This window comes from Micromonospora sp. NPDC003241, from assembly GCF_053589795.1.
The window spans coordinates 51,990-78,295 of record NZ_JBSFSO010000002.1; the positions used below are offsets into that span (position 1 = coordinate 51,990).

Here is a 26,306-nt window from a genome sequence, read left to right on the forward strand (position 1 = left end):
CTCCGGCGTACCCCTGGGAGGCACAGCATGAGCGGCGGGCTCTACCGCAGCGCGAACGCCGCACAGGGCGGCGCGCCCGGCGGCCGGCCGGACGACGGTGCCACGTTCATCTCCGCCGACCCGCTGAACCAGCCGGCCGTCGAGTCGGTCGCGCCACCCCAGGAGCAGGTCGCCGAGGCCAGCGCCGCGACCAACAGCGCGGTCATGGCGATCGGCAGCCTGGTCAGCCGAGGTACGGGCTTCCTGCGCAACCTGGTCATCGGCGCGGCGCTGGGCGGGGCGTTGGTGGGCGACGCCTACACCACCGCGCAGATCCTGCCGGGAATGGTCTACGAATTCCTGCTCGGCGGCATCCTGACCAGCGTGCTGATCCCGGTGTTGGTACGCCGGCGCAAGGCGGACAGCGACGGCGGCCAGGCGTACACCCAACGGCTGTTGACCCTGGCGCTGCTGGCCCTCGGTGCCGCCGCCCTGCTCGCGGTCGCCCTCGCCACACCGCTGACCTGGCTCTACGGTGCCAGCGAGTCCGCACCCGGCTACTCGGGTCTGGTCACCATGCTGGCCCGGCTCATGTTGCCGATGATCTTCTTCTCCGGCCTGAGCGCACTGATCAGTGCCGTGCTCAACACCCGGGGCCACTTCGCCGCACCGATGTGGGCGCCGATCCTCAACAACCTGGTGGTGATCGGCACCGCCGGCCTCTACATCGGGATCTTCGGTGCCGAGATCGTCGGGCCGGACGACATGACCACCGGACGGGTCCTGCTGATCGGTGGCGGCACGCTGCTCGGCGTCGCCGTCCAGGTCGCCGGCCTGATGCCGGCGCTGCGCAAGGTCGGCTTCACGTGGAAGCTGCGGTTCGACTTCCGCAAGCTCGGGCTGGCCGAGCTGGGCCGACTCGGCGCCTGGATGATCTGCTACGTCGCGGTCAGCCAGATCGGCCTGATCGTGCTGTTCAACCTGTTGAACCGCGCCGGCAAGGAGAACTCCGCCGGTCCGCTGATCTACAACAACGTGTTCCTGCTGCTGATGACCGCGCACGGCATCATCGCCGTATCGATCATCACGGCCCTGATGCCCCGGATGAGCGCCGCCGCAGCCGACGGCCGGTACGCAGACCTCGCCGCAGACCTGTCCCGGGGCACTCGTACCGTCTCGGCGGTACTCGCGCCGATCGCGGTCTGCTACGCCGTGCTCGCCACCCCGATCGCGTTCACGCTGTTCCGCTGGGGTGCCTTCGACCAGAACAACGCGAGCGCGACGTCCCTGGTGCTGCTCGCCGCCGCACTGGCCCTGGTGCCGTTCGCGATCAGCCAGCTCTTCACCTTCGCCTTCTACGCGCTGCCGGACACGCGTACCCCGGCCCTGATCAACATTCCGGTGGTGGCGCTGCGGATCGGCGTGCAGATCGCACTGTTCCTGGCCTTCTCGGCGAGCTTCGCGGGGGCCGGGATGATGATCGGCAACACGGTCTCCTACCTGGCCGCCGCCATCATCTCCGCCTGGCTGTTGCGGCCCCGGGTGGGCCGGATCGGACTGGGCGCGATCCTGCGGACCCTCGGCCGGGTGACGCTCGCCGCGGCGGGGGCCGCCGTGGCCGGCGCGCTGGTGGTCGCTCTGCTGCCCGGAGACGACACGCCGACCCGGCTGGAGGCGATCGTGCAGCTCGTGGTGGGTGGCGCGGTGATCGGCGGTACCTACCTCGGGCTGGCCACGCTCCTGCGGATCTCCGAGATCACCGAGGTGATCGGCATGGTCCGCAGCCGTCTCGGGCGCTGATCGCCGACGCCGGACACCGGTGCACTGAGCGTGACCGGGGATCACCAGCCTGGGGATGCGCCTGTGGATAACTCCGCGAGTCGCCGCTCAACTGCCGGATCGGCCTGTGGATAACCAACCGGAAGGCCGAGTGTGGTCAGCCGTTCGACGGGAACCCGCTGACGTCGTACCCGCCGTCGCTTTCGGTACCGCCCCTGCGGCAGCCGATTGTGGACGACCTCTAGATTGGCAACTACATGTACCGGCAACGTGGCTGACATCGGTCGCAACGGGACGAGTGCGCCTGACTGCGAACTCCCCGGCCGGCGACGGCGGGAAGATGACATGTCGGGGAGCGGGCCAACCCAGGTAAGGTCGCTCTCGACGGGTACGGCAGGAACGGCGCGCGTCACATCGCGGGACCGGTCCGTCCGGTGCCACACGAATGCGGAGCGGGAAGTCAGATGCCCAGCAGCGCGGGTCCATCGATCGACACGATCACCGAGGGAGGACGGGTGACCCAGGTCGGCGAGGGTCAGGAGGCGGACGAGACCACTCCGCCGGTCATGACCTTCGGTGCTCCCGCAGTCGGTGAGATCCTCGCCGAACGGTACGAACTGGTCGAGCACATCAACAACGACAGCGCGGGCCGGCTGGTCTGGCGCGGGGTCGACGTCGTGCTCCGCCGACCCGTCGCGGTCGTGATGCGCTACCCGGGTGGTGACTCCGCTACCGAGATGCTCCAGGCCGCGGTCGCCGCGAGCCGGGTCATCCACCCCAACCTGACCGGTGTCTACGACGCCATCGACGAGGCCGATCGGGCCTACGTCGTACGCGAGTGGGTCGACGGGCGCTCCCTGCGGGAGCTGGTCGCGGACGGGCCGCTGGACGGGGCCCGGGCCACCGCCGTCGGCAGTGCCGTCGCCAGCGCGCTGGCCGCCGTGCACGCCACCGGCATGGTGCATGGCAACGTGCACCCCGGCACGGTGATGATCAGCGACGACGGCCGCGTGGTGCTGGCCGACGCGCGGACCGACGGGGACGACAGCCAGGAGAGCGACGTCCGGGCGGTCGGCGGTGTCCTCTACTACGCGCTGACCGGCTACTGGCCGCACACCGAGGCACCGCTGCGGGGCGCCACCGCCGGGCACGGTCGGGCGGCCATCCCGGACGCGGTACGCGACGCCAACGGCGTGGTGGCGGCTCCCCGTCAGGTCCGGGCCGGAGTGCCGGCCTACCTCGACGACCTCACCACGGACCTGCTCGACGGTGGGATCGCCCCGCCCTCGTCGGACGTGCTCGCCGCCGAACTGGCCCGACTCGACGTACCCGCCGACGACGACTACCTCGACAACAGCGGTCCGCTGCGCTTCGCCGCCGAGTCCGGTGACGAGCCCTCGCCGCTGGCTGTCGCAGGCGGCCGGAAGGTGGCTCTGGGCATCGCCGGTGTGCTGGTGGTGGCCCTGGTCGGCCTGCTCGTCGGGATCAGCGCCCTCGGTGGCGACGACGACAGCCCGCAGACCGACCCGGTCGCCGCGCCCACGTCCAGCGCCCCGGTGAGTGAGGAACCGCCACCGCCGCCCGCCGTGCGGGACCTCCAGATCAGCGCCGCTCGGATCATCGACCCGGACAGCAACGATCGCAGCGAGGTCCGGGACGCCGAGAAGGTCTTCGACGGTGACCGGGACGAGGGCTGGTCCACGGAGACCTACAACCGGAGCAACTTCGGCAACCTCAAGGAAGGCATGGGGGTCTGGGTCGACCTCGGCACCGAGCGGACGGTCAAGTCGGTGCAGGTCCACCTCTCCAGCACCGGGGCCTCCGCGCAACTGCTCACCGGCACCGTCGACGCCCCCTCGACCAGTGCCGGTGACCGCCAGGTCGTGGACGCGTTCAAGAACAGCGTGATCGGGCAGCCCTTCGAGGAGCACGACGGCACCACGATGACCTTCAACGGCTTCGACGCCGACCAGAAGTACCGCTACCTCATGTTCTGGATCACCGAGTTGCCGTCGAACAACGGTGGCTTCAAGCTCGGCGTCCAGGAGATCACGGTCCAGGGGTCATGATCTGGTCGCCACCGGAGCGGCACACCCAGCGGACCCGGTGATGGAGGTACGCGGCCGGGACGTTGCCGGCGTACCGCCGGACGGGGTGGTCAGCGACATCGACCTGCTCCGCGCACACGCCGACGGTGACCGGGACGCGTTCGCCACGCTGTTCCTGCGGCACCGGGACCGGCTCTGGGCGGTCGCCCTGCGTACCCTCGGTGACCGCGAGGAGGCCGCGGACGCGCTCCAGGACGCGATGCTGTCGGCCCACCGTGCCGCCGCGCGGTTCCGGGGCGACGCCGCCGTCACCACCTGGTTGCACCGGATCGTGGTGAACGCCTGCCTCGACCGCATCCGCCGTCGGCAGGCCCATCCCACGGTGCCGTTGCCCGACGGTACGCACGACTCCGAGGCCGGGGGCGGCACCGGTGGCACCGAGCCGACCGCGCCGGTACGCGACCACGACACCGCGATGGTGGTCCGGGAGGCGCTGGCCACCCTGCCGACCGAGCAGCGGGCCGCACTGGTCCTGGTGGACGTGCAGGGCTACCCGGTCGCCGAGGTCGCGCGGATCCTCGGCGTCGCCGAGGGCACCGTGAAGAGTCGGTGCGCCCGAGGTCGCGCCCGGTTGGCGCTCCTGCTCGGGCACCTGCGTACCGGCAGCGAACCAGCCCCCGCCGGTGCCGCTGAGGTGCCACGGATCACCCGGGGGAACCCCGGAGCCCCGCACGGCGTCCGATCGAGGTCGGGAAGCCATCGCCCGGATGCCAACCAGGAGGATTCGTGAGTACCGGGGAGTTCAGCGGGGTCGACCTCGACCTGCTCGCCGATTACCTCGGCGGCGCGCTGGACGGCACCCCGCAGCAGGCAGAGGTCGCCCGCCTCGTGGATCAGGACCCGGACTGGGCGCGGGCACACGCCCGACTCGCCCCGGCGGTGGACGAGGTCCGGGACGAACTGGTCGACTGGGGTGCGCCACCGATCGAGATGCCGCCTGCGGTCAGCGATCGGATCCTCGCCGCGCTGCGCGACGCCGATCTCCCGACGGCCGTGCCCTCGGTCGGCGTACCCGAGGAGGACGTCGACACCGACGACGCGGCGACCACGAAGGCCGACGACCACGCTTCGACGAAGCCCTCGCCGGTGCCGGCCCAGCCGCTCGGCGGTACCCGACGGCCCGGCGGCAGCCCACGCCCGGGGCAGGAGCGCGGTACCCCGAGCCACCCGGGTCGGCGTCGGCGCCGCTGGGCCCGTCTGGCCGGACCGGTCGCGCTGGCGGCCGCGGCGGTGGTCGGCCTCGGCGCCCTGCAACTGTCCCGTCCCCAGCAGGCAGGTGACTCGACGGCCGGCACGGCCCTGAGCGATCGGGGCACCAGCCCGGTCATGCCGCACGCGTACCCGGAGGGATCCGCCGAACAGGCACCGCAGGCGGCCTCGCCGGACCGTGCGCCCGCCTCGGCCCCCACCCCGTTCCGGATCGCCAGTCCGCCGTTGCGCACCGGGTCCGACTACACGCCGGAGAGCCTCACCGGGCCGACGGTGATGAAGGGCCCCGGGTTCGGTGGAGGACCCACGGACAGCACCGAGAGCGACAACCAACCCGCTATGCCCGGCGAACTCAGCCGGCTCGGCGACCAGGCGGCGTTGAGCGCCTGCCTGGCCGAGATCGGTGTCGAGCACGGCGATCAGCCGCTGGTCTTCGACGTCGTCGACTACGCCCGCTTCGGCGGGCTCCCGGCTCTGGTGGTGCGCTTCACCGACGGCTCCGGCGAGCAGTGGGCCTGGGTCAGCGGGCCGGAGTGCGGAAACCCCCGATCCGGCTCGGACACCCGCTACCGATCGCGGGTAGGGTGAATCGCGGCCACCGCACGTTTGGCCGACCAAGTGACGTGACCCACCGGATGACCGGCTCGGGAATCTCCGCTTCGTACGATGACGTTCTGCAGGTCAGAATGCCGCCGCGTCGGCACTCGGTTCGGCATCGGCGGATGACGCCGGTGGCGACGCTCAACACGATTGGGAGATGGCAGTGGACGAGGTCCGCAACCTGATCATCATCGGCTCCGGGCCGGCGGGTTACACCGCAGCGGTCTACGCGGCGCGGGCGAACCTCAAGCCGCTGGTCATCGAGGGCGTACAGTCCGGTGGCGCGTTGATGACCACCACCGAGGTGGAGAACTTCCCCGGCTTCGCGGACGGCATCCTCGGTCCCGAGCTGATGGACAACATGCGCAAGCAGGCCGAGCGGTTCGGTGCCGAGTTCCTGACCGACGACGTCACCCGGGTCGAGCTGGCCGACACCGGCCACCCGGGCGCGATGAGCACCGTCTGGGTCGGTGAGAGCGCCTACCGCGCCTCGGCCGTCATCCTCGCCACCGGTTCCGCCTGGCGGCCGCTCGGTGTGCCGGGTGAGCAGGAGTACCTGGGCCACGGCGTCTCGTCCTGCGCCACGTGTGACGGCTTCTTCTTCCGCAACCAGCACATCGTGGTGGTCGGCGGTGGCGACTCCGCGATGGAGGAGGCCAGCTTCCTGACCCGCTTCGCCGAGTCGGTGACCATCATCCACCGCCGCGACTCGTTCCGGGCCAGCAAGATCATGGCGGAGCGCGCGCTGGGCAACGACAAGATCAAGGTCGAGTGGAACACCGTGGTCGAGGAGGTCCTCGGCGCGGACGGCAAGGTCACCGGGGTGCGGGTCCGCAACGTGCACACCGGCGAGGCCAAGGTTCTCGACGTCACCGGCGTGTTCGTGGCGATCGGGCACGACCCGCGCAGCGAGCTGTTCCGGGGCCAGGTGGAGATGGACGACGAGGGCTACGTCAAGGTCCAGGCGCCCAGCACCCGCACCAGCATCCCGGGCGTCTTCGCCGCCGGTGACCTGGTCGACCACACGTACCGGCAGGCCATCACCGCAGCCGGCACCGGCTGCGCCGCCGCACTCGACGCGGAACGTTTCATCGCCACGCTGCCCAAGGGCTGAACGAGACACATCCCGGAGGAGGGGTCACACAGTGGGAGCAACCAAGTCGGTTACCGACGCTAGTTTCGCCGCAGACGTACTCAAGTCTGACAAGCCGGTCCTGGTGGATTTCTGGGCCGAGTGGTGCGCGCCGTGCCGCAAGGTGTCGCCCTTGCTGGAGGAGATCGCCGGCGAGATGGGCGACCAGGTCAGCATCGTCAAGCTCAACATCGACGAGAACCCGGAGACCGCCCGCGCCTACCGGGTGATGTCGGTGCCGACGCTCACCGTCTTCAAGAACGGCGAGCCGGTGCAGTCGATCGCGGGCGCCAAGCCCAAGGGCGAGCTGGTCAAGCTGATCGAATCGGCGCTCTGACCCCAGCAGCATGATCGCCGACCCCGCCCCGGGACCGCCGGGACGGGGTCGGCGCGTTTTTCCCCGCCCGCACCCGCACCGAACGCCCAACGCCTAACCTCGAACTCGGGGGCCGCCGGACGCCGGTGAGCACCTGGGTCCCCGTCGCATTGCCACGCGTGCCGACACAGGACCCGGTTAGCCACCGATCGTGCAGAGGGGGCCGAACGTGCGTCCGATCCGTCCCGGGGACCGGGGACCCGCCGTGATCGAGATCCGAGCGGTGCTGACCAGCCTCGACCTTCTCTCCAAGGCGACCGGTCCGTTCAGCGACGAGTTCGACGCCGCCACCGAGCGGGCGGTACGAGCGTTCCAACAGTCCCGTGGGCTCAGCGTCGACGGTCGGGTCGGTGCCGAGACCTGGCGGGCACTCGACGCGGCCCGCTGGCGCCTCGGCGCCCGCACCCTCTATCACGCCGTCCCGGTGCCGCTCACCGGCGAAGACGTCCGGTCGTTGCAGGAACGCCTGCTGGAGATGGGGTACGACACCGGGCGCGCCGACGCCATCTACGGCATCCGCACCTCGCGGGCGATGGCCCAGTTCCAGCGCGAGGTGGGGCTGGCACCGGACGGCACCTGCGGCCCGCAGACCATGGACGCGCTGCGGCGGCTCGGCCGCAAGGTGGTCGGCGGCCGCCCGCAGTGGCTCCGCGAGTCCGACGCGATCCGGCAGTCCGGGCCGACCCTGGTCGGTCGCACCGTGGTCATCGACCCGGGCCACGGCGGCACCGACCCGGGCGTGGTGGTGCCCGACGGCCCCTTGCGCTGGACCGAGGCGGACCTGGTGCACGACCTGGCCAGCCGGCTCGAAGGGCGACTCGCCGCATCGGGCGTACGGGTGCAGCTCACCCGGGGACCGGCGTCGGAGACCTGCCTGCCCGACATCGACCGGGCGCAACTGGCCAACTCGCTCGGCGCGGACGTGTTCATCTCGCTGCACGTCGACGGGCACGCCAACCCGGAAGCCGAAGGCGTCGCCACATACCACTACGGCACCGACAACGGGGTGACGTCGGCGACCGGGGAACGGCTGGCCGGGCTGGTCCAGCGGGAGATCGTCGCGCGTACCGGGCTGCGGGACTGCCGTACCCACGCGAAGGCGTGGGACCTGCTGCGGATCACCCGGATGCCGGCGGTACGCGTCGAGGTCTGCTACCTCACCTCACCGGCGGACCGGGCACGGCTGATCGATCCCCGGTTCCGGGACCGGCTGGTCGAGGCGATCGTGGCGGCGGTGCAACGGATGTACCTGCCGATCGAGCGGGACGTGCCGACCGGCTCGATCGACGTGAGCGAACTGCGGGCGGCGGTCGCCGCAGGCACCGTCGTCGACTGACCGCCCGCTGCTGCCTCAGCCCGCCGTGGAGCGGGTGGCCGGTGCGGGTCGGACCGGACGCAGCAGCGACTCCGGGCTCATCGAGCCCAGCAGCTTCTCCAACGCGTACTCGACGTCCGACTTCCAGCTCAACGCCGTCCGCAACTCCAGCCGCAGACGCGGGTAGCGGGGGTGCGGTCGGACGGTCTTGAAGCCCACCGAGAGGAAGAAGTCGGCGGGTGCGACGCAGGCTCCGGCGGGATCGGCGGCGTCACCGAACTTGGCGTCGCCGAACGCCTCGATCGCCTTGATGCCCCGCTTGGTCAGGTCGCGGGCGACCCCCTGCACCAGCATCCGACCCAACCCGCCACCGGCGAAGGCCGGCACCACGTTCGCGGTGGTCAGCAGCGCCGCGTCGGCCGACACCGGCGAGGTCGGGAAGGCCATCGAGCGCGGCACGTAGGCCGGTGGGGCGTACATGACGAAACCGGCGGGCATGCCGTCGACGTAGATCAGCTTGCCGCAGGAACCCCACTCCAGCAGCGTCTGGGAGACCCACGCCTCCTTCTCCAGCCCCGGATCACCCGCGGCGCAGGCGCGATCGGCGGAAACCGGATCAAGCTCCCAGTAGACGCACTGCCGGCACGGACGGGGCAGGTCCTCCAGCGTGTCCAGGGTCAGACTGACCAGACGTCGCGACATTGGCGCTTCCCCACACTAGGCTCGGACTCGGGACCGACCCGGACGGCTCCGCCGCATCCCCGCCCCCGACGAGCGATCGTACGCCGCCGATCGGCGACGCGGGAGGGGACGCGCAAATGCCCTCCTCAGGCACGGTCGACACCGGTCCGGCATGTGGACGCGCGGTAATCGAGGGCGCTCCTGACGGTGTGTGGCGGCTACCATCGACACTCGGCGCGCCGTGTCGCCATGGTCGCCGGTGTCCTGGGTATCCCGGGACGGGAGCTGTCCGAGCAGCATCGAGGTGATGTCATGACCGGCACGACACTCGACGACTACACCGACCGGTACGCGCGCCGGGTGCGGGGCATGACCGCCTCGGAGATCCGCGCACTGTTCGCGGTCGCCAGCCGTCCGGAGGTGGTCTCGCTCGCCGGCGGCGCCCCGTACATCGCCGCGCTCCCGTTGGACGCCGTCGGCGAGATGCTCGGCCGGCTCGCCGCCGAGCACGGCACCACCAGCCTCCAGTACGGCATCGGCCAGGGCACGCTGGAGCTGCGCGAACGGATCTGCGAGGTGATGGCCCTCTCCGGGATCGACGCCGCCTGCGGCGCCTCGCCGGAGGACGTGGTGGTGACGGTCGGCGGCCAGCAGGCGCTCGACCTGGTGGCCCGACTCTTCCTCGACCCGGGTGACGTGGTGCTCGCCGAGGGGCCGACCTACGTCGGCGCGCTCGGAGTGTTCCAGGCCGCCCAGGCACAGGTCGTGCACGTCCCCATGGACGACGACGGCCTGATCCCCGAGGCGTTGGAGATCGCCATCGCCGAGCAGGCCCGGGCCGGGCGGCGGGTGAAGTTCCTCTACACCATCCCCACCTACCAGAACCCGGCCGGCGTGACGCTGAGCGAGGAACGCCGGGAGCGGGTCCTCGACATCTGCGAGCGCGCGGGCCTGCTCGTGATCGAGGACGACCCGTACGGCCAGCTGGGTTTCGAGAGCGAGGCGCCGGCACCGCTGCGCGCGCGCCGCCGGGACGGGGTCTTCTACCTCAGCACGTTCTCCAAGACGTTCGCCCCGGGGCTGCGGGTCGGTTGGATCCTCGCCCCGCACGCCGTGCGCGACAAGCTGGTCATCGCCAGCGAGGCGCAGATCCTCTGTCCCAGCGCCTACGCACAGGCCGCCGTGAGCACCTACCTGAGTACCATGCCGTGGCGCGAGCAGTTGAAGGTCTACCGGGAGGTCTACCGGGAGCGGCGGGACGCGATGCTGGCCTCCCTGGCGGACCTGATGCCGGCCGGGACGAGTTGGACCGTCCCCGGTGGCGGGCTCTTCGTCTGGGCCACGCTGCCCGAGGGCCTGGACTCGAAGGCGATGATGCCCCGGGCGATCGCCGCCCGGGTGGCGTACGTGCCGGGCACCGGCTTCTACGCCGACGGCACCGGCAACGGCCACATGCGGCTCAACTTCTCGTTCCCGCCCCCGGAGCGGATCCGCGAGGGGGTCCGTCGACTGGCCAGCGTGATGGAGCAGGACATCGCCATGCGGCGGGTGTTCGGGGCGGTCGGCGCGCCGGACGCGCGGCGAGGTCGGGCCGGCTCCGACACCCCGGGTCCCGACTTGGCATGATGCCCGGCATGGGTGCCACCGCTGCCAGAGAATCCGCCGTGTCCGGTCCCGCCACCACCGACCTCCGCGTCCTCGTGCTCGCCGGTGGCCTGTCGTACGAACGGGACGTGTCGCTGCGTTCCGGCCGCCGGGTGCTCGACGCGCTGCGCTCCGTCGGGATGGAAGCCGAGCTGCGGGACGCGGACGTGGCCCTGCTGCCCGCGCTGGACTCCGACCCACCGGACGCCGTGGTGATCGCCCTGCACGGCGCCACCGGCGAGGACGGCTCACTGCGTGGCGTCCTCGACCTCTGCGGTGTGCCGTACGTCGGGTGTGACTCCCGCGCCTCCCGGCTCGCCTGGGACAAGCCGTCGGCCAAGACGGTGCTGCGCGAGGCCGGGATCGCCACGCCGGACTGGGTGGCGCTGCCGCACGACCGGTTCAGCGAGTTGGGCGCGGTGGCCGTGCTGGACCGCATCGTCGCCCGGCTCGGACTGCCGCTGATGGTGAAGCCCGCGCAGGGCGGCTCCGGACTGGGCGCCGCCGTGGTGCGGGACGCCGCGTCCCTGCCGGCCGCCATGGTGGGTTGTTTCGCGTACGACTCGACCGCGCTCGTCGAGCGGTACGTGCCCGGCATGGACGTCGCGGTCTCCGTCATCGACCTGGGCGATGGCCCGCAGGCCCTGCCACCGGTCGAGATCGTGCCCCGCAACGGGGTCTACGACTACGCCGCCCGCTACACCGCCGGCCGGACCACCTGGCACACGCCGGCCCGGCTGGACGCGGCGGTGGCCGACGCGGTGGCGGAGGTGGCGCTGGCCGCCCACACCGCACTCGGTCTGCGGGACCTCAGCCGCGTCGACCTGATCGTCGACCCGGCCGGGCAGCCGCACGTACTGGAGGTCAACGTCTCCCCGGGGATGACCGAGACGTCGCTGCTACCACTCGCGGTACAGGCCGCCGGACTGGACTTCGGCCAGGTGATCGCCGACCTCGTCGCCCGAGCCGCCACCCGCTGAGCGCCTCCTGCCGGCTCCGGCGACTCCGTCGGCACCCTGGCCCCTGCCGATCAGCCGTACGGCCGTTCAGCGCCCGCTGGACGCTGTTGTCGGGCGAGGGGTCACTGTGCCGGGCGGGTGCCTTCCCCGCCGGGGGCCGCTGCTGCCGTCCCCGCCTTGGTGGACGACTCCACCGAGGTCACTTCGGCACCCGTCTCGCGGGGCTCCTGCCTCGCCACCGGGCGCTCCGCGGCCGGACCGTCCGCCGTAGCCGCCGGCTCAGCTTCCTGGTCGTCGGCGTCCTGGTCCTCGGCGGGTTCGTCCGCGACGTCCGTCGCCTCCCCGTCCGAATCCTCGACGGCCTGCTCCGGGAGCGTGGTGCCGGGCGGACCGCTCGGCCGTTCGGCCGGAGACTCGTCGTCGGCGAGCGGAACGTCCGGCGGTTCAGCCGTCTCGCCGATGGCGTCCAGAAGCGACCCGCCCTCGCTCGGCTGGGTCTTCTCGGCGGGTGCCGCCTGAGCGGCGAGGCTGGACGGTGCCTGCCACTGGATCCGGGGTGGCTCGGCCAACGGCCGACCGCCGAACTCCGCGAGCCAGGCGGCGACCAGCGCCAGGTTCTCCCGCCACTTGTCCTCGGAGATGGGCGGAAGGATCGAATCCCAGAGGGAGAGGAACGTGCCGCGCAGTTGGAGCCGCCCGTACGGTCGGGCGAGGAACCAGAGGTGCAGGTGCGCCGACCCGTCGCCCCAGCGGTTGACGTGCACCCGGGCCACCCCGTCGAGCGAGCGGATGGCGCGCTCCAGACGTACCGTCATCACCCCCAGCTCGGCCGCGAGCAGGTTGGGCAGGTCGCCGAGATCGAGGTGCGACCGGGACTCCAGGATGAGGACCATCGGCAGGCCGGTAGGACGGTCCATCGCCCGTACGCGCCACCTCTCACCCACCCAGATGTACGCCTCGTCGGGTGCCTGGCATGCGGTGCATTCACGGTGCGCCTCGCCCTTGCGGGGCGGCTCCACCGCGACCGGTTCGTCGAGTCGCTTGACTTGCAGGTCACCTTCGAAGGGGAATGACGGCCACTGGGTGAAGTCCGGGACTGAGGGAGGGGTGTCGTGCACGAGGCTGACCCTAACCGAGTACGGCACCAGTGTCCCTACCCGAAGCATGTTCGATTCCGCAGCGGCTCGGATCGCGGGACAGTGGCCCACCTCCGACTTTCCCCAGAGTTATCCACAGGCTTGCACCTCGACGTGTGGCCATCGTCATCCCCAGTTCGACAAGGGTTTTCGGCCTTTGTTTCACGTGAAACGACGCCGACCTGTGGACAACCGGTGTGGATAACTTTCTGGCCACTGGCGACCACTGCCGCTGCCGCTCGTTTCACGTGAAACGGCGGTGCCGGCGGGCCGGTCCGGTCGGCTCCGCTCCGAGCGGGACGACGCTCTCCGGTCCCGAATCCTCCACGTGAGCGGATCCCTCCGGCCTTGAACCCACGTCCTACCCCGTCTCACCGACCGGGAGACCGAGGTGCTGCGGCTGGTGGCCAAGGGGATGTCCGGCGGCTCTTCCTCCGGCGCAGAACCGGAGTAGTCGTCGTTGATTCCGCCCTCGCGGTAGGTGGCAACGCCCGCCCGCAGCCGACCTGCCGACTGTCGGCGGCAGGTTCCCACGCTCCCACCGCACTGAGCGCCCTCGCCAAGTTCGCTCCCATGGCGGATTCTCTGCCCGGAGCGCGTCCGCTTTACGATCAGGCCGGGCTCGCCCGCAGCGCCCAGGCAACGAGCGGTGGGGCATGCGGGTCGAAGCCCCTCGCTCTTCGGGTTCGCGGCCGACTGAAAGCCGTCGGCCTGATGCGCGGCATGCCAGGCATGCCGTCGACGCGCTGCAGGTGGGATCGACTGTCGGCGGGGTGTACCCCGGACCCCGGTCGAGGCCGCCGGGTCGCCATGCCGCGACGGAGTCGCCTCTTCCCGCTCCCGGCCGCAATCGAGTGTGAGCCGCAGATGGGGTGACGAAGTCGGACTGCACCGGCCCGTTTCACGTGAAACGGGCCGGTCGAGCGGAGCGTTGCCGAACATCACCGGGTCGACTGTGGCGGATACCGGAGGGCAGGAGTCGACTTCACTCAGCCGAATGCGCGGTGGGGACGAGCGGCAGCCGTGACTGCCATCGAGTTGCTCGCTCGACCTCCCGAGTGGGTTCGGCCCCCGCCCCCGCCCCCGCCCCCGCCCCCGCCCCCGGGGCAGCGTCGCCGGTGTCCACGCCGCCATGCACTGGCGTGCTGGTTCGTGCGACTCCGGACCACAGGCGATTTCCGTCGAGATGCGTCCATCCGCTGGCTTCTCCCCAAGACCAGATCCGCAGAGGCCGCTACACCGAGGCGGCCCTCATCGAAGGCGGTGCACCGAGGCTGTTTCGGTGGACTCATCGCCACCCGCACCTGGGGACTCGCGCTCGACCGGGCGGCAGCAGCGCCTTCAATAAGCAGCAGGAGGACCAATCTTCCGCCACCCGTACCCTCGGTTTCGAACTTCTCAGATCGTCCCGGGCCCCGGACGGGTCCGCGCTGGTGGCAGGCGCCTGCCGCACCTCCGCGAGCCCTACCACCCGCCAGCCCTACCGTCCGCGTACCTCCCTGCCGCAAACGGGAGGCCGTCCGCATCGGCCCGAGGCCCAACCACGACGCGGCCCCTCCGCTCGCGCCTCCTCCCGCTACGAACCCCTCCGCTCGCGCAAACTCCCGGCGCACCCTCGACGCCATGGTCGGTCACCGCAACGCGCGCTGGGAGCCCTTCCGCTCGCGCTCCACCGCCTCCGACCCTTGCGATCGCCGAGCTTGCGCCACGGCGAACACCGCCAGTCCGGGAGGCCGGCTCCTCCAGAGCGCTGAGCGGCCCGTGAGCGCCTCGCGCGACGCAGGTGCGTCGAGGAATTAGGGGACACGATCTCGCGACCTCAGGGGGCTCTCAGGCGGCGTTATCGAATGGGCCGTGCGGGTCCCTGGGGCAACGACAACGGCCGCGCCCTCTCGGGACACGGCCGTTGGTCGGAACGAAGGTGAGCTCAGTCCTGTGCTTCCTCGGCCTCGACCCCGATGATGCCGACGATCCGCTCCAGGTCGTCGACCGTGGCGAACTCGATCGTGATCTTGCCCTTGCTCCGCCCGATGTCGACCTTCACTCGGGTGTCGAACCGATCCGAGAGACGGTCCGCGAGGTCGTTCAGAGCAGGTGCGACGGGCTTCGGCCGGCGCTTGGCCGCCTCCTTCGTGCTGGGGCCTTCGCTGAGCGCCAGCGCGACGATCTCTTCGGTGGCGCGGACCGACAGCCCTTCGGCGACGATCCGCAGCGCGAGCTGTTCCTGCGTCTCCGCGTCCTCCAGGCTCAGCAGCGCCCGGGCGTGACCGGCGGAGAGCACTCCGGCGGCCACTCGCCGCTGCACCTGGGCCGGAAGATTGAGCAGGCGGATGGTGTTCGAGATCTGCGGCCGGCTGCGTCCGATACGGCGAGCCAGCTCCTCGTGCGTGGCCCCGAACTCCTCCAGAAGCTGCTGATAGGCGGCCGCCTCTTCCAGCGGGTTGAGGTTGGCGCGGTGGATGTTCTCCAGCAGGGCGTCCCGCAGCATCGCGTCGTCGCGGGTGTCCCGGACGATCGCCGGGATGCTCTCCCGACCGACAGCCTGGGCGGCTCGCCACCGCCGCTCGCCCATGACGAGTTCGAACTTCTCGTCGTCGAGCTGCCGCACCACGATCGGCTGGAGGAAGCCCACCTCCTGGATCGAGGTCTTCAGCTCCTCCAGCGCCTCCTCGTCGAAAACCTGCCGAGGTTGCTTCGGGTTGGGCACGATCGAGTCGACCGAGATCTCGGCGAACCGGGCGCCGGGCACCGGGCTGAGGACCGGGTCGGGAGTGACCGTGGGAAGCGGCGCTTCCGGTACGAGCGGCGCGGGTGCCTCCGGCGCTCCGACGGCAGCTCCGTTCGTGATGACGCCGGCACCGGCACCATCCGGCTCCTGTACCGGCCCGGTCGGGATGAGTGCCCCAAGGCCCCGCCCCAGACCGCCCCGAGGACGGTTCTTCATGCCACGCCTCCCAGCGCCTCTTCCGCACTACGCATTCCGGCCCACCGGCTCCTTGACGCCACGCTCGGCGATCTCCTGGGCGGCCTCGAAGTAACTCGTCGCCCCCCGCGATCCGGGATCGTAAGTCACCACCGACTGGCCGTAGCTGGGTGCCTCGGAGACACGTACGTTGCGCGGGATCACCGCCTGGAGCACCTTGTCGCCGAAGTGGTTCCGGACGTCCTGCTCGACCGCGTCAGCCAGGCGGGTACGCCGGTCGTACATGGTGAGCAGAATCGTGGAGACCTCGAGCTGCGGGTTGAGGTGCTGACGGACCAGGTTGATGTTGTTGATGAGCTGGTTCAGCCCTTCGAGCGCGTAGTACTCGCACTGGATCGGGATGAGCACCTCCTGGGCCGCGACCAACGCGTTCACGGTCAACAGGCCGAGCGAGGGCGGGCAGTCGATGAAGACGTAGTCGAAGTGGCCGGGGTAGGCGGTGATCGCCCGGGCGAGCCGCGACTCACGGGCCACCACCGAGACCAACTCGATCTCCGCACCGGCCAGGTCGATGGTCGCCGGTACGCACCAGAGGTTGGGGATGCCCTCGACCGCCTGGGCCACGTCCTCCAGCGGGACGGAGTTGATCAGGCAGTCGTAGACGTCCGGCACGCCGGTGTGGTGCGGCACGTTCAGCCCCGTGGAGGCGTTGCCCTGCGGATCGAGATCGACCACGAGCACCCGGTTGCCGTGCAGGGCCAAGGCCACTGCAAGGTTCACCGTCGTCGTGGTCTTGCCTACGCCGCCCTTCTGGTTCGCGACGCACATGACCCGGGTCCGGTCCGGCCGAGGCATGGTCACCTCGCCACTGGGGTTCAGGATCTGCACGGCGCGCATCGCCTCCATTGCCAACGGTGGATCATCCTCTTCGCGCGTCGGGGTTTCACGTGAAACGTACGCGGCCTCGGTGTCGGCCGGCTCGTAGGGCCCGGCCGAGGGGGTAGGCGTGTCGGGAGCCGGGCGGGGATCGGGCACCACTCCAGAGGCCGCTTGATATGTCGCCGCCTCGAACCGCGTGGCGGCCGAGGTGTTGCGGCGGATCGGGATCACACGTGCGTCAGGGGTGGCGTTCACAGGTCGACCGGCCCCGTCCGACGCGTCCCGGCCGGACGAGAACTCCGGACTCGGTGACCACGGTACGCCAGACGTCGGCCTGTCCCGCATGGACTCCGGCGGGTCCTGCGCGCCTCCCTGGGAGCGCCAGCTCGGGTAGTCGGTTTCACGTGAAACAGGGTCGCCCGCTGACCCGGTCACGCGCGGATCGTCGTACCTGCCGTCGTCATGCACCTGTCATCCCTGCCCGCTTCGGATGGTCGGTCTGCACCCGTCGTCACCCGGGCCTCTCGCGCTGTCCTCGCAGAGGTACCGCCCGGCGGGAGCGGCCGGTCTTCGGGGGAGACCCATCGCCGCCCGCTCCACACTATCGACGCGCGGTCAGCCTACGGCGCATGGGCGTGGCGGGTCCACGTCGGGTTCGCAACCCGCCGGTCAGGATGACGCGATCCGGGACAGGTGGCGGCCTCACGGAGGTGTTCGATCAGCGATGTCCGGCCGAAGGAGTTAGGAAGGGTCCCTTCCTATGCACGAGGCGTTAGAAAGGGTCCCTTCCTTACATCCGGCGGCGGGACTTCTTGGGGGCGCGCTTGGTAGCCGGGGCGATCACCCGTTCACGGACGACCTCGACCACAGTGGTCGGTGGCGCGATGACGTCCTCGCCACAGCGGCGCAGCACCGGCTCCCCGCCGCCGAGGCGGTGGATCGCCTGGGCGTGCTCGGCGATCTCGTCGGCGGCCGAGGCGCCCTTGAGTGCGATCAGGCGTCCGCCCGGCGCGGCCAGCGGCAGGCACCACCCGGCGAGTCGGTCCAGCGGCGCGACCGCCCGGGCGGTGACCACGTCACTGGGAAGCAGTTCCGGTTCGGCGACTGCCTCGTCGGCCCGTCCCCGGAACACCCGCACCGAGGCGGTCAGACCCAGCGACTCCACGGCCTCGTCGAGAAAGACGGTGCGCCGGGCCAGCGGCTCGACAAGCGTCACCGTGAGGTCGGGGCGGGCGATGGCGAGCACCAGACCGGGCAGACCGGCCCCCGATCCGACGTCGACCACCGTCGCACCCTGCGGGATCAGTTCGCCGACGACGGCGCAGTTCAGCAGATGACGGTCCCAGATCCTGGGTGTCTCGCGCGGGCCGATCAGTCCGCGTACCACGCCGTCGGTGGCCAGCAGTTCGGCGTAGGCGGCGGCGAGGTCGAGCCGGTCACCGAACAGGCGCCGGGCCGCCTCGGCCAGTTCGGGCGGCAGCACGGCCACCGCAGGGTCGGTACCGTCGGATGCGGCCGGGGACGGGTGGGGCCGGGGCGGAACAGCCGCCGGCCCGGGCGGCGTACCACCCGGGCCGGACGGGGAAACGCCCCTGGCGTCGTCTGCGGTCATCCGTCAGCCTGCGGGCTGAACGACGATGCGACGGTTCGGCTCGACGCCCTCGGACTCGCTCTCCACACCGTCGATCGCGTTCACCACGTCGTGGACGCACTTGCGCTCGAAGGCCGACATCGGCTCCAGGCGTACCGCCTCGCCGTGCTCCTTGACCTTCTCGACCGCGTTGCGCGCCACCGCGGCGAGTTCCTTGCGCCGGTTGGCCCGGTAGCCACCCACGTCGAGCAGCAGCCGGCTCGGCGAGCCGGTCTGCCGGAAGACGGCGAGCCGGGTCAGTTCCTGGAGTGCCTCCAGGGTGGCGCCGCGCTGGCCGACGAGGTTCTGCAGCCGGCCACCGACGACCTCCACCACCGGACGGCCGCCCGACACCAGCTCGTCGATGTCGCCGTCGTAGTCGAGGATGTCGAGCAGCCCTTCGACGTAGTCGGCTGCGATCTCGCTCTGCCGGAAGAGGTCACCCTCGCCGGCGGCCTTGCTCGGCGCCTTCTCGGCGTCGGTCTCCTCCGGCTCGCCGTCGACCGGAGCCGCCGCCGTCGGCTCCTCGTCGTCCAGGGGCTGGTCGGCGCGGGGGATGCTGGTGTCGGTCACGGTGTCATCTCCGTACTCACTCGGCCGGACCTCGGGTCCGCTGGTTCCCCGCGGCCGGCGGGACGTCGCCGGTGCCCACGGGCACGTCTGTAGGGCAGTGTCGCCCGTTCGCCGCGTCGTTCGCGGCGCTTCCGCGCTCCGGCGCCGGTCTCTCGGCGGCAGCACGTCGCGCAACGGGCCGCCGTCGGTCTCCCGACGGCGGCCCGGACGATTCAGCCCTGCCGTTTGGCGGGGCGGCCCTTCTTCGGGTTGGCCGGCTTGGCGCCCGGCTTCGGGCCGGCGACCTTCGGCGCGGCCGGCGCGGGCGGCGCCTCGGCCGGCTTGCTGCGGCCGAACAGGCCACGGTTCTTGGCCGGCTGCGCGCCGTTACGCGCGGCGGCGGTGGTGGTGGCCGGCTTGCTGGTGGCGGTCACCGGCGGGGGGAACTTCCGCAGCACCCACTGCTGCTGGCCGAGGGTGAAGAGGTTGTTGGTGACCCAGTAGATGATGACGCCGATCGGGAAGATGGCACCGGAGATGAGCAGCGAGAGCGGGATGCCGTAGAGCATCAGGCGCTGGATCATGCGCTGCTGCGGGTCCTCGGCCCAACCGGTCTTCAGGATCATCTGGCGGCTGGTGAGGTAGGTGGTGCCCATCATCACCAGCACCAGGACACCGGCCATGATCTTCACGACGGTGCCGTTGGCACCGAGCTGCGCCAGCTCCGCGGCGGTGGAGCCGAACTTGCTGGCGATCGGCGCGGTGAAGAGGGTCGCGTCCGAGGCGCTGTTGAACTGGTCGACCGTCCAGCCGTAGATGTCCTTGTTGTTCTTCGCCGGGTCCGGGTTGAGGCGACGCAGGACGTGGAACAGGCCGAGGAAGACCGGGATCTGGAGGAACATCGGAAGGCAGCCCATCAACGGGTTGGCCTTTTCCTTCCGATAGAGCTCCATCATCTCCTTCTGGAGCGTCTCCCGGTCACCCTTGTGCTTCTCCTGCAGCGCCTTCACCTGCGGCTGGAGCGCCTGCATCGCCCGCTGGGACTTGATCTGCTTGACGAAGACCGGGAACAGGATCACCCGGACGGTGACCACCAGGAAGACGATGGCGAGAATCCAGGCCCAGTTCGTGCCGAGGACCGTGGCGTCGGGAATCCCGATGGCCTCCCAGGCCGAATGCCAGGCCAGCAGGATCCACGAGATCGCGTAGTAGATCCAGTCGAGACTCAATTCTCGGCTCCAGTCACGTCGGCAGGTCGGCGGCTGCCCGGCTCCGGTACCGGGTCGTATCCACCAGGATGGAATGGGTGGCAGCGCGACAGTCGCCGGACCGTCAGACCGGCTCCCCGCAGCGCGCCGTGCCGGGCAATCGCCTCCAGGGCGTATGCACTGCACGACGGGTAGAACCGACAGCGGGCCGGCAACGCCGGACTTATCCACCGACGGTACGCGATGACGGGCAGGGTCAGCACTCGGGCACCGGTGGTAGCCGGGCGCGGCGACGTGGGTTCTGAGCTCACCGTGGCCGCCGTTCCCGGCCGGCCCGGGCGGCGGCGAGCGCCGCGTCCAGGTCCGCACCGAGTCGCTGGTACGTCGCGTCGGCGGCGGCCGGCAGCGCGCGTACGACGAGGGTGCTCCCGGCCGGCAGCGCGGCGAGCCGTTCCCGGGTCAGATGCCGCAACCGGCGACGGACCCGATTACGGACCACCGCAGGCCCGACCGCCTTGGAAACCACGAAGCCGGCGCGGGACACCGGTGCGGAGTCTTCCTCCGCACCGCCCCGCGCCGGCTTCGGCGCTACGTCTGCGGCTCCGGGTGTGACCGGCAGTGTCAGGTGCACGACGAGCGTGCCCCGACCGGCTCGTCGGCCACCGCGAACCGCTGCGGCGAAGTCGATGCTGCGCCGCAGTCGTTGTGCGGCCGCCAGCACGACTGCCGTCCCCGGAGCGGACCCTGTCGGCCTCAGGCCGACAGGCGGGTGCGGCCCTTGGCGCGGCGGGTCGAAAGGATGGCGCGGCCGGCCCGGGTGCGCATGCGCAGCCGGAAGCCGTGGGTCTTCGCGCGCCGGCGGTTGTTCGGCTGGTAGGTGCGCTTGCTCACGTCAGGCTCTCCGTTGTCGGACGCCCGGACACGTGGATCGTCCGGGTCGTGGTGGTCCAGGCCGCCGCTGCGGTGGCCCCGATCGGCGCTGCCCGGACGGCTTGTCACCCCGGCGTTACGGGGCGCGACCACGGGCAGCAAGCACCCATCACCCTAGCAGAGGGCGTGAGAGCAGCCCCTCCAGCCTAGGTCGGGGGGCAATCACCGTCAAACCGGCGCAGTCGGGCCTTCACCTGCGGCGACAACCGCCCGAAAGCGGGGGATTTCGCTGATGCCGACAACGTGCCAGGCGCGTCGACGGTTGATGATGCGGCGACATCGCTGTTACCGTGCCCGATTGCGGTCAGCGTCTCCAGTTCCGGGATGTCGCCGCCAGGCAAGACCGGACACGGTAGTGAATCGTTCGGCACGGTGAACCCGCTTCAGCGCCCGGCCACGGCAGGGGGCAGGTCCGACCCGCGCCCGGCGGGCGGCCACAATCGGTCGGTACACAGGCTGTGGATAACTTGTGGAGGACGACCGGTGCGGCGTCCGGGTGGGTGAGAGGTCACACCGCTCGGTACCAGGCATCCGGACAGCCGGGAAACGGCGGCGTCCGGGGGAGCAGAGGCGAGGGGGTGGCACGACGGTGGCCGGTACGACCGACCTTGCCGCGGTGTGGACGGCGACGACGGACGAGCTCGCCGACGAGATCATCTCCGCGCAGCAGCGGGCGTACCTGCGGCTGACCCGGCTACGGGCCATCGTCGAGGACACCGCGCTGCTCTCGGTGCCGGACGCGTTCACCCGGGACGTGATCGAGTCTCGGCTGCGCCCGGCCATCACCGAGGCGCTCACCCGTCGGCTGGGTCGGCCGATCCAGGTCGCGGTCACCGTCCGCGTACCCGAGGACGGGCACCCCACCGGCACCGTCTACCGCAGTTCGCCGGAGCCCGGCATCGGCGCCCAGGACGGCCCAGTCGACTTCGACGCTCGCGGGTCGGACGTCGGCCCCGCCGGTGACCTCGGTCGGCAACAGCTCCCGCTGATCCCGGAACAGCCGCAGCCGGGCCGGTTCGACCTGCCCGTGGCGGAGGTGCCACCGGCCGACGGCGGTGGGCGTACCGGTCACGGTCCTCCGTTGGTCGACGGCCAGGAGATGCTCTTCGGCCACGCCTTCGGTGAACCGTCCCGACCGCACGACCGGCCGACCGAGGTGCCCCGGCGGCCCGTCGACCGACTCGGCTTCACCGAGCAGGGCGGCCGGATGGACCAGCCGCCGGGCGGTCCGCGCGGCTTCGCCGGACGGTACGGCGAGGACCACGGGGTCTCTCCGCGCGACCAGCACGTGATCCGGGCGATGCCGAACGACGGCGGCACCGACAGCGGGCCCGGTCGGGGCAGCGCCGACCACCGCCCGGTCGGACGGGACGACCGTCGGCTGCCGACCGGCGCGGACAGCGGTGGCAACCGGCTCAACCCGAAGTACATGTTCGAGACGTTCGTCATCGGTTCCTCGAACCGGTTCGCGCACGCGGCGAGTGTGGCGGTGGCCGAGTCACCCGCGAAGGCGTACAACCCGCTGTTCATCTACGGCAGTTCGGGGCTGGGCAAGACCCACCTGCTGCACGCCATCGGGCACTACGCCACCACGCTGGGCAACGCCCGCTCGGTCCGGTACGTCTCGACCGAGGAGTTCACCAACGACTTCATCAACTCGCTGCGGGACGACAAGACCAGTGCGTTCCAGCGCCGCTACCGCGACGTCGACATCCTCCTGATCGACGACATCCAGTTCCTGGAGAACCGCGAGCGCACCCAGGAGGAGTTCTTCCACACCTTCAACACGCTGCACAACGCCAACAAGCAGATCGTGATCACCTCCGACCGCTCGCCGAAGCAGTTGGCGACGCTGGAGGACCGGCTGCGGACCCGGTTCGAGTGGGGCCTGCTCGCCGACATCCAGCCGCCGGACCTGGAGACCCGGATCGCGATCCTGCAGAAGAAGGCGGCCCAGGAGCGGCTGTACGCCCCGCCGGACGTGCTGGAGTTCATCGCGTCCCGGGTGTCGAACTCGATCCGGGAACTGGAGGGCGCCCTGATCCGGGTCACCGCCTTCGCCAGCCTGACCCGGTCGAGCGTGGAGCTGTCGCTGGCCGAGGAGGTGCTACGGGACTTCATCCCGGACGGCGCCGGCCCGGAGATCACCGCCGACCAGATCATGGTCGCCACCGCCGACTACTTCGGCGTCAGCCTGGAGGACCTGCGGGGGCACTCCCGCTCCCGGGTGCTGGTCAACGCCCGCCAGGTGGCCATGTACCTGTGCCGGGAGCTGACCGACCTGTCGCTGCCCCGGATCGGGCAGGCGTTCGGTGGACGGGACCACACCACCGTGATGCACGCCGACCGCAAGATCCGTCAGCAGATGGCCGAGCGGCGTTCGCTCTACAACCAGATCGCCGAGCTGACCAACCGGATCAAGCAGAACACCTGAGGCGTACGCCCGCTAAGCGGTGCCCACGACCCGGCCGGAGCCCTCCGGTCGGGTCTCTTTTCGGTCTCGACCGTGGACTCTCGACGAGGTGTAGACCACACCATCGGAGGCGTGTCCGCTCCGGCCCGCGCTCGTTGTCCACAGCTCGTTGTCCACCGCCGGTGGATAACCACAGAACGTCGGCACCCGGTTACCCACAGGCTGTGGAGAAACCCTGGGGACAACCCTGTGGACGCCTGTGGGTGACTGGGGACAACGCGTCGCTCTGTCCACCGACGACGACCCGCCTGTGGACGCCCTGTTGAAGGTTCTGGGGATGACGGGGTCCGAGACCGTCTCGGCTGTCCACAGGACTGGGGAGAAAGTCGGTGGACAACCGGTGGACAACCGGTGGACGACGGTGGACAACGTGGTGCACGACGAGGGCCTGTGGACCACCAGGCGAGTTTTACCCCGGGTTCTCCACAGCGAAACCACACGTGGATAACGTCCTGACCTGCGTCGACGCGAGTTCTCCACAGTTTGCACAGGTGCGATGAAGACGATGGGTTATCTCTGCTAAGAGAACGAAAACCAATCATCACCGTTGGACTTCCTGTGGATCGGGCCGATGCTGTCGGAGGCACCCGTCAGCATCGACTCGATCGCCGGGGTCGGGCGCACAGCCGATACCCTCGCGCCCTAAGGTGCGATGGGTACCCGCACGCCAGGTGGGTCGGTGGGTAGCGGCCGGCATGAGAGAGTTGACGACGTCGACGTCGACGCGGAGGCATTGATGAAGTTCCGAGTGGAGCGCGACGCGCTCGCCGAGGCCGTGGCCTGGACCGCGAAGAGCCTGCCCAACCGGCCGTCCGTACCGGTGCTGGCCGGGGTGCTGCTCCGGGTGACCGAGGGCAGCCTGCAGGTCTCCGGCTTCGACTACGAGGTCTCCAGCCAGGTGACCGTGGAGGTGCAGGGCGACGCCGACGGCGCCGCGCTGGTCTCCGGTCGCCTGCTCGCCGAGATCACCAAGGCACTACCGGCCAAGCCGGTGGACATCGCCGCCGTCGGCGCGCACCTCGAACTGGTCTGCGGCAGCGCCCGGTTCACCCTGCCCACCATGCCGGTGGAGGACTACCCGACCCTGCCGGAGATGCCGGAGAGCGCCGGCACCGTCGACGCCGCCGCCTTCGCCTCCGCGGTCGCCCAGGTCGCGGTCGCCGCCAGCCGGGACGAGACGCTGCCGATGATGACCGGCGTACGCGTCGAGCTCTCCGGCGGCACGCTGGCCATGCTCGCCACCGACCGCTACCGGCTGGCGCTGCGCGAGATGGAGTGGAACCCGGACGACCCGGAGACCAGCATCAACGCGCTCGTGCCGGCGCGGACCCTCAACGACACCGCCAAGACCCTCGGGCCGCTCGGTGGGCACGTCGTCCTCGCCCTCTCCCAGGGCGCTGCCGGCGAGGGCATGATCGGTTTCTCCGGTGGCACCCGGCGGACCACGAGCCGCCTGCTGGACGGCGCGAACTACCCGCCGGTGCGATCCCTCTTCCCGGCCACCCACAACGCCGACGCCCGGGTGGCCGTCAGCACGCTCATCGAGGTCGTCAAGCGCGTCGCGCTGGTCGCCGAGCGGACCACCCCGGTGCTGCTCAGCTTCAGCGCCGACGGCCTGGTCGTCGAGGCCGGCGGCACCGAGGAGGCCCGGGCCAGCGAGGCCATGGAGGCCACCTTCACCGGCGAGCCGCTCACCATCGGCTTCAACCCGCAGTACCTGATCGACGGACTGGCCAACCTCGGGTCCCAGTTCGCCGTGTTGCAGTTCGTCGACGCCTTCAAGCCTGCGGTGATTTCCCCCGCCGGCGAGGATGGCGAGCTCATCCCTGGGTACCGGTACCTCATCATGCCGATCCGCGTGTCCCGCTGACCGGCAGAGCACACCCGAAACCCACCGAAAGGTAAGAACCGATGCAGCTCGGCCTGGTAGGACTCGGCCGGATGGGCGGCAACATGCGCGAGCGGTTGCGCGCTGCCGGTCACGAGGTGGTCGGCCTCGACCACAACTTGGAGCTGAGTGACGTCACCAGCCTGGCCGAGCTGGCGGAGAAGTTGGACGCGCCCCGGGCGGTCTGGGTGATGGTGCCCGCCGCCGTCACCGATGCCACGATCGACGAGCTGGCCGACGTGCTCGGCACGGGCGACCTCATCATCGACGGCGGCAACTCGCGGTTCAGCGACGACGCCCTGCGCGCGGAGCGACTCAACGAGCGCGGCATCGGCTACGTCGACGTCGGGGTCTCCGGCGGGGTGTGGGGCCGTCAGAACGGCTACGGCCTGATGGTCGGCGGTGCCGAGGAGCACGTCGAGCGGCTGAAGCCGATCTTCGAGTCGCTCAAGCCCGAGGGCGAGTTCGGGTTCGTGCACGCCGGCCCGGTCGGCGCCGGCCACTACGCCAAGATGGTGCACAACGGCATCGAGTACGGCCTGATGCACGCCTACGCCGAGGGCTTCGAGCTGATGGCCGCCTCGGAGCTGGTCACCGACGTACCAGGCGTGATCAAGTCCTGGCGCGAGGGCACCGTGGTCCGCTCCTGGCTGCTGGACCTGCTCGACCGGGCGCTGGACGAGGACCCGGAGCTCAACCAGCTCAGCGACTACACCGAGGACACCGGCGAGGGCCGCTGGACGGTCGACGAGGCGGTCCGGCTCGCCGTACCGCTCCACGTCATCACCGCGTCGCTCTACGCCCGGTTCGCGTCCCGGCAGGACGAGTCACCGGCGCTGAAGGCCGTCTCCGCGCTGCGCCAGCAGTTCGGCGGGCACGCCGTCCGTAAGCGCTGACCGGCGCCC

The 26,306-nt window shown here is 70.8% G+C and carries 21 protein-coding genes and 2 pseudogenes; 13 read left to right on the forward strand and 10 right to left on the reverse strand.

Features of this window, described 5'->3' with window-relative positions; all coding sequences use genetic code 11:
* The first annotated feature begins 27 nt into the window (after positions 1 to 27).
* The 7 genes from murJ to ACWDVW_RS02040 all read left to right on the forward strand — a co-directional run bounded on the left by murJ (position 28) and on the right by ACWDVW_RS02040 (position 8,519).
* Positions 28 to 1,779 carry a murein biosynthesis integral membrane protein MurJ gene (gene murJ / locus ACWDVW_RS02010; protein ID WP_449943624.1) on the forward strand — a complete coding sequence of 584 codons (1,752 nt, stop codon included), beginning with the start codon at positions 28 to 30 and terminating at the stop codon, positions 1,777 to 1,779.
* 443 nt (positions 1,780 to 2,222) lie between these two features.
* Positions 2,223 to 3,827, forward strand: coding sequence for a protein kinase family protein (locus ACWDVW_RS02015; RefSeq protein WP_449943627.1), 1,605 nt, complete (start codon positions 2,223 to 2,225; stop codon positions 3,825 to 3,827).
* Positions 3,828 to 3,867: 40 nt separating this feature from the next.
* Entirely contained in the window at positions 3,868 to 4,596 is a 729-nt protein-coding gene (sigM, locus tag ACWDVW_RS02020; protein WP_449943630.1) for an RNA polymerase sigma factor SigM, read from the forward strand.
* On the forward strand, positions 4,593 to 5,663 hold the full coding sequence (locus ACWDVW_RS02025; protein ID WP_449943633.1) for a hypothetical protein: 1,071 nt from the start codon (positions 4,593 to 4,595) through the stop codon (positions 5,661 to 5,663). The genes sigM and ACWDVW_RS02025 overlap by 4 nt, the downstream gene beginning before the upstream one ends.
* Before the next feature lie 175 nt (positions 5,664 to 5,838).
* A complete protein-coding gene (gene trxB / locus ACWDVW_RS02030) occupies positions 5,839 to 6,789 on the forward strand; it encodes a thioredoxin-disulfide reductase (protein WP_449944171.1) in 951 nt (316 codons plus the stop codon).
* Between the two features lie 31 nt (positions 6,790 to 6,820).
* Positions 6,821 to 7,144 carry a thioredoxin gene (trxA, locus tag ACWDVW_RS02035; protein WP_117228228.1) on the forward strand — a complete coding sequence of 108 codons (324 nt, stop codon included), beginning with the start codon at positions 6,821 to 6,823 and terminating at the stop codon, positions 7,142 to 7,144.
* 208 nt (positions 7,145 to 7,352) lie between these two features.
* Entirely contained in the window at positions 7,353 to 8,519 is a 1,167-nt protein-coding gene (locus ACWDVW_RS02040) for an N-acetylmuramoyl-L-alanine amidase (RefSeq protein WP_449943636.1), read from the forward strand.
* Between the two features lie 15 nt (positions 8,520 to 8,534).
* On the opposite strand, the gene ACWDVW_RS02045 is transcribed toward ACWDVW_RS02040, so the two are convergent.
* Positions 8,535 to 9,200: a GNAT family N-acetyltransferase gene (locus ACWDVW_RS02045; RefSeq protein ID WP_131052118.1), complete on the reverse strand. Its 666-nt coding sequence runs from the start codon at positions 9,198 to 9,200 to the stop codon at positions 8,535 to 8,537.
* 291 nt (positions 9,201 to 9,491) lie between these two features.
* Between ACWDVW_RS02045 and ACWDVW_RS02050 the strand changes: the two genes are divergently transcribed.
* Together ACWDVW_RS02050 and ACWDVW_RS02055 are read left to right on the forward strand one after the other, a co-directional pair.
* Positions 9,492 to 10,805: a PLP-dependent aminotransferase family protein gene (locus ACWDVW_RS02050; protein WP_396743730.1), complete on the forward strand. Its 1,314-nt coding sequence runs from the start codon at positions 9,492 to 9,494 to the stop codon at positions 10,803 to 10,805.
* Positions 10,806 to 10,813: 8 nt separating this feature from the next.
* Positions 10,814 to 11,803 carry a D-alanine--D-alanine ligase family protein gene (locus ACWDVW_RS02055; protein WP_449943641.1) on the forward strand — a complete coding sequence of 330 codons (990 nt, stop codon included), beginning with the start codon at positions 10,814 to 10,816 and terminating at the stop codon, positions 11,801 to 11,803.
* Positions 11,804 to 11,904: 101 nt separating this feature from the next.
* On the opposite strand, the gene ACWDVW_RS02060 is transcribed toward ACWDVW_RS02055, so the two are convergent.
* The 9 genes from ACWDVW_RS02060 to rpmH all read right to left on the reverse strand — a co-directional run bounded on the left by ACWDVW_RS02060 (position 11,905) and on the right by rpmH (position 21,001).
* Positions 11,905 to 12,900, reverse strand: a complete 996-nt coding sequence (locus tag ACWDVW_RS02060; RefSeq protein ID WP_449943644.1) for a hypothetical protein — start codon at positions 12,898 to 12,900, stop codon at positions 11,905 to 11,907.
* Between the two features lie 1,945 nt (positions 12,901 to 14,845).
* Positions 14,846 to 15,862: a ParB/RepB/Spo0J family partition protein gene (locus ACWDVW_RS02065; RefSeq protein WP_449943647.1), complete on the reverse strand. Its 1,017-nt coding sequence runs from the start codon at positions 15,860 to 15,862 to the stop codon at positions 14,846 to 14,848.
* A gap of 27 nt (positions 15,863 to 15,889) precedes the next feature.
* The gene (locus tag ACWDVW_RS02070) at positions 15,890 to 16,948 is read right to left on the reverse strand and encodes a ParA family protein (protein ID WP_449944173.1); all 1,059 of its coding nucleotides are present in this window, start codon (positions 16,946 to 16,948) and stop codon (positions 15,890 to 15,892) included.
* 562 nt (positions 16,949 to 17,510) lie between these two features.
* Entirely contained in the window at positions 17,511 to 18,332 is an 822-nt protein-coding gene (gene rsmG, locus ACWDVW_RS02075; protein WP_449943650.1) for a 16S rRNA (guanine(527)-N(7))-methyltransferase RsmG, read from the reverse strand.
* A gap of 3 nt (positions 18,333 to 18,335) precedes the next feature.
* Positions 18,336 to 18,923, reverse strand: a complete 588-nt coding sequence (locus tag ACWDVW_RS02080) for a Jag family protein (RefSeq protein WP_449943653.1) — start codon at positions 18,921 to 18,923, stop codon at positions 18,336 to 18,338.
* Between the two features lie 212 nt (positions 18,924 to 19,135).
* Complete coding sequence (yidC, locus tag ACWDVW_RS02085) at positions 19,136 to 20,131, reverse strand: membrane protein insertase YidC (protein WP_449943656.1); 996 nt, start codon at positions 20,129 to 20,131, stop codon at positions 19,136 to 19,138.
* Positions 20,128 to 20,373 carry a membrane protein insertion efficiency factor YidD gene (gene yidD, locus ACWDVW_RS02090; protein ID WP_217706055.1) on the reverse strand — a complete coding sequence of 82 codons (246 nt, stop codon included), beginning with the start codon at positions 20,371 to 20,373 and terminating at the stop codon, positions 20,128 to 20,130. Before yidD ends, yidC begins: the two co-directional genes overlap by 4 nt.
* 44 nt (positions 20,374 to 20,417) lie before the next feature.
* Positions 20,418 to 20,831: a ribonuclease P protein component gene (gene rnpA / locus ACWDVW_RS02095; RefSeq protein ID WP_396743749.1), complete on the reverse strand. Its 414-nt coding sequence runs from the start codon at positions 20,829 to 20,831 to the stop codon at positions 20,418 to 20,420.
* Between the two features lie 32 nt (positions 20,832 to 20,863).
* Entirely contained in the window at positions 20,864 to 21,001 is a 138-nt protein-coding gene (rpmH, locus tag ACWDVW_RS02100) for a 50S ribosomal protein L34 (protein WP_067300964.1), read from the reverse strand.
* A 628-nt stretch (positions 21,002 to 21,629) separates the two neighbouring features.
* Here rpmH and ACWDVW_RS02105 point away from each other — a divergent pair.
* From ACWDVW_RS02105 to gnd, 4 genes and pseudogenes are all read left to right on the forward strand, one after another.
* Positions 21,630 to 21,948: pseudogene (locus tag ACWDVW_RS02105) on the forward strand (chromosomal replication initiator protein DnaA); the annotation flags it as partial.
* 74 nt (positions 21,949 to 22,022) lie between these two features.
* Positions 22,023 to 23,474 (forward strand): annotated as a pseudogene (gene dnaA, locus ACWDVW_RS02110) (chromosomal replication initiator protein DnaA); the annotation flags it as partial.
* A gap of 775 nt (positions 23,475 to 24,249) precedes the next feature.
* On the forward strand, positions 24,250 to 25,383 hold the full coding sequence (gene dnaN, locus ACWDVW_RS02115) for a DNA polymerase III subunit beta (protein WP_396743755.1): 1,134 nt from the start codon (positions 24,250 to 24,252) through the stop codon (positions 25,381 to 25,383).
* A 41-nt stretch (positions 25,384 to 25,424) separates the two neighbouring features.
* Positions 25,425 to 26,297, forward strand: a complete 873-nt coding sequence (gnd, locus tag ACWDVW_RS02120; RefSeq protein WP_449943662.1) for a phosphogluconate dehydrogenase (NAD(+)-dependent, decarboxylating) — start codon at positions 25,425 to 25,427, stop codon at positions 26,295 to 26,297.
* The last annotated feature ends 9 nt before the right edge of the window (positions 26,298 to 26,306 follow it).

What these genes read in the sequence shown, in the direction of transcription:
- ACWDVW_RS02065 (WP_449943647.1), bottom strand. Translation starts at nt 15,862, where the DNA reads ATGAAGAACCGTCCTCGGGGCGGTCTGGGGCGGGGCCTTGGGGCACTC.
- sigM (WP_449943630.1), top strand. Translation starts at nt 3,868, where the DNA reads ATGGAGGTACGCGGCCGGGACGTTGCCGGCGTACCGCCGGACGGGGTG.
- dnaN (WP_396743755.1), top strand. Translation starts at nt 24,250, where the DNA reads ATGAAGTTCCGAGTGGAGCGCGACGCGCTCGCCGAGGCCGTGGCCTGG.
- gnd (WP_449943662.1), top strand. Translation starts at nt 25,425, where the DNA reads ATGCAGCTCGGCCTGGTAGGACTCGGCCGGATGGGCGGCAACATGCGC.
- ACWDVW_RS02015 (WP_449943627.1), top strand. Translation starts at nt 2,223, where the DNA reads ATGCCCAGCAGCGCGGGTCCATCGATCGACACGATCACCGAGGGAGGA.
- ACWDVW_RS02045 (WP_131052118.1), bottom strand. Translation starts at nt 9,200, where the DNA reads ATGTCGCGACGTCTGGTCAGTCTGACCCTGGACACGCTGGAGGACCTG.
- ACWDVW_RS02050 (WP_396743730.1), top strand. Translation starts at nt 9,492, where the DNA reads ATGACCGGCACGACACTCGACGACTACACCGACCGGTACGCGCGCCGG.
- rsmG (WP_449943650.1), bottom strand. Translation starts at nt 18,332, where the DNA reads ATGACCGCAGACGACGCCAGGGGCGTTTCCCCGTCCGGCCCGGGTGGT.
- murJ (WP_449943624.1), top strand. Translation starts at nt 28, where the DNA reads ATGAGCGGCGGGCTCTACCGCAGCGCGAACGCCGCACAGGGCGGCGCG.
- ACWDVW_RS02055 (WP_449943641.1), top strand. Translation starts at nt 10,814, where the DNA reads ATGGGTGCCACCGCTGCCAGAGAATCCGCCGTGTCCGGTCCCGCCACC.